Origin of the sequence: Tepidiforma sp. (genome assembly GCF_034433535.1) — a bacterium.
GTDB lineage: Bacteria > Chloroflexota > Dehalococcoidia > Tepidiformales > Tepidiformaceae > Tepidiforma.
The window spans coordinates 1-2,396 of the sequence record NZ_DAOUAO010000136.1; the positions used below are offsets into that span (position 1 = coordinate 1).

Annotated in this window: 3 protein-coding genes and 1 pseudogene; all 4 read right to left on the reverse strand. The window is 72.1% G+C overall.

The features are described 5' to 3' along the window. Window positions 1–182 (reverse strand): annotated as a pseudogene (locus VAE46_RS07450) (conjugal transfer protein TrbL); the annotation flags it as partial. Continuing rightward, window positions 179–949, reverse strand: coding sequence for an AAA family ATPase (locus tag VAE46_RS07455; protein WP_322796296.1), 771 nt, complete (start codon window positions 947–949; stop codon window positions 179–181). The gene VAE46_RS07455 and the pseudogene VAE46_RS07450, both read right to left, overlap by 4 nt. Then, entirely contained in the window at window positions 949–1,506 is a 558-nt protein-coding gene (locus tag VAE46_RS07460) for a carbohydrate kinase family protein (RefSeq protein WP_322796297.1), read from the reverse strand. Before VAE46_RS07460 ends, VAE46_RS07455 begins: the two co-directional genes overlap by 1 nt. A 278-nt stretch (window positions 1,507–1,784) precedes the next feature. Next, the coding region (locus tag VAE46_RS07465) for a protein jag (RefSeq protein ID WP_322796298.1) at window positions 1,785–2,396 on the reverse strand (612 nt) is incomplete at its 5' end.

The window sequence follows — 2,396 nt, forward strand, 5'->3', positions numbered from 1 at the left end:
GGCGGCTGGGGCGCGGGCTGCGGGGGCGACTGGAGGTTGTCGGCCGGCTCGCGCTCGGGGATGGTCGGCTCGGCGGGCGGGGGCGCCGCCGGGGCCGGTGCTTCGGGGGGCGGGGCGGCGGCGGCGCTCGAGGAGAAGAGGGCATCGAGCCCGCGGCCCAATCCACGCTTTGGCTGTGTCATACGGCGACTCCCACGCGTTCCAAGAGTTCGGTGGCGACGGCCTCGTAGGCGGCGGCCGCGCGGCCACCCGGTTCGTAACGGAAGATCGATTGCCCGTGGCTCGGGGCTTCGCTGAGCCGCACCGAGCGGGGGATGATGGTGGCGAACGTCTGGGCGAAATGGCCGCGCACCTCTTCGACCACCTGCCCGGCGAGGCGGGTGCGGGCATCGAACATGGTGAGGATGACGCCGAGGACGTGCAGGCCGGGGTTGAGGTTGCGCCGGACCAGCTCGAGCGTTTCGACGAGCCGACTGAGCCCCTCGAGCGCCATGTACTCGCACTGGACGGGGATGATGACGCTTTCGCTGGCGGTGAGGGCGTTGATGGTCAGCAGCCCGAGCGAGGGCGGGCAATCGATGAGCACCCAGTCGTAGCGGTCGCGCACGGGCTGCAGGGCATTGGCGAGGCGCCGCTCGCGGGCGAGGACGGGCACGAGTTCGACCTCGGCGCCGGAGAGCTCGGCGCTGGAGGGTACGAGGTCCACCCCTTCTTCGGGGACGGTGACGATGCACTGGTCGATGGGCGTTTCATCGAGGATGGCGTCGTAGGTGCCGGGGTGGTCGGCGCCGAGCACGCCGAGGGCGCTGGTGGCGTTGGCCTGGGGGTCGAGGTCGACGAGGAGGACGCGCTGGCCGCGGCGCGCGAGGGCGACGGCGAGGGAGACGGCGGTGGTGGTTTTGCCGACGCCGCCTTTCTGGTTGACGAGCGAGACGATGCGGGCTCCCATCAGGCGGCCTCCCGGTTCAGGCGTTCTTCGATGGCGGTGCGGCTGGGGATGGCGGCGAGGCCGGGCGCTTCGACCGCGAGTGCGCCGGCCGCGAGGGCGAAGCGCATGGCCTCCGCGAGGCTGTCGGTCTCGGCGAGGCGGACGAGGAAAGCGGCAGCGAAGCAATCGCCGGCGCCGGTCGGGTCGGCGGGGGCAGCGGGCAGGGCGGGGTGGTGGTGTTCGCTGCCATCGAGCTCGAACAGTGTAGCGCCATTGTGGCCACGCGTCAGGATGGCAAGGATGCGGCGCTCCGCGAGCTCGCGCGCGAAGGCCTCCGGGCGGGCGGTGTCCTCGTCGCTGAAGAAGGCGATCCAGCCGGGCCGCAGGAGGGGCAGGGCGGCGCGGAGGGGGTCGGCGGCTGGGAAGACGCGGCCATCGGCATCGCAGGTGCGCAGGGCGCCCTGGAGGGCGACCCCGACGAGGGAGCCTTTGAAGCGCAGGGGCGCCTTGCGGAATTCGTGGTAGGCCGGGGCATAGAGGACTGCGTCGAAGGTCTCGCCGGGGCGCAGGCGGGGCACGAGGGCGAGGTCGCTGCCCGGCGCCAGGAGGAGCTGGGTGCGGCGGCCGGCGGCGTCGTAGCGATTGTCGTAGCGGGGGGCCTGGCCGGGGGCCGCGCGGACGTCGAGGCCCTCGAGCGCCTCGGGCGGGAAGGCCGGGTCGCCGGTGGTGATGAGGGTGACCTCAGCCCCGAGTGCCCTCGCGGTGCGGGCGGTGTAGAGCGCAGGGCCGCCGGGCGCCCACCCGCCATCGGGGGTGCGGTCGAGCGCGACGTTGCCGGCGATCAGGATGCGCGTGGCTAGCCTCCCTGGTTTCTCCTGCTGATGACGACCTTGCGGCTTTCGCCCTCGCCGATGCTGTTCGTCTCGAGGTCAGGGTCGTCGACGAACTGGAGATGGACGATGCGGCGCTCGGCCGGGGTCATCGGCTCGAGGGTGATCGGGTTGCCGGTTTCGCGGACTTTTTCGCCCATGCGGCGGGCCATTTCGACGATGCGCTCTTCGTTGCGATGGCGGTAGTGCTCGATATCGATGGTGACGGAGCCGCGGCCGGGGTATTTGCGGGCGAGAATCAGGTTCATGAGGTACTGGAGGGCCATGAGGGTATCGCCGCGGCGGCCGATGAGGACGCCGAGGTCGTCGCCGCGGACGTCGATCACGGCGAGGACGGAACCGCGGCCATCGCCCGGGGTGAGGGGCTCGCGGATGGAGATCTCGGCATCGAAGCCGAGGATGCGGAGGATGTCATCGATGGTCTGGGCGGCGAAATCGACCTCCTCCGCGTTGATATCGGGCTCGATGACCGGTTCGCTGCTCTTGCGGCGAGACCCGTTGCTGGAGGCAGAGGGCGCGCGGCGGGGGCGCGCGGCCGGAGCCCGGCGGGGGCGCGGCGCGGGCGCAGGGCGCTCCGG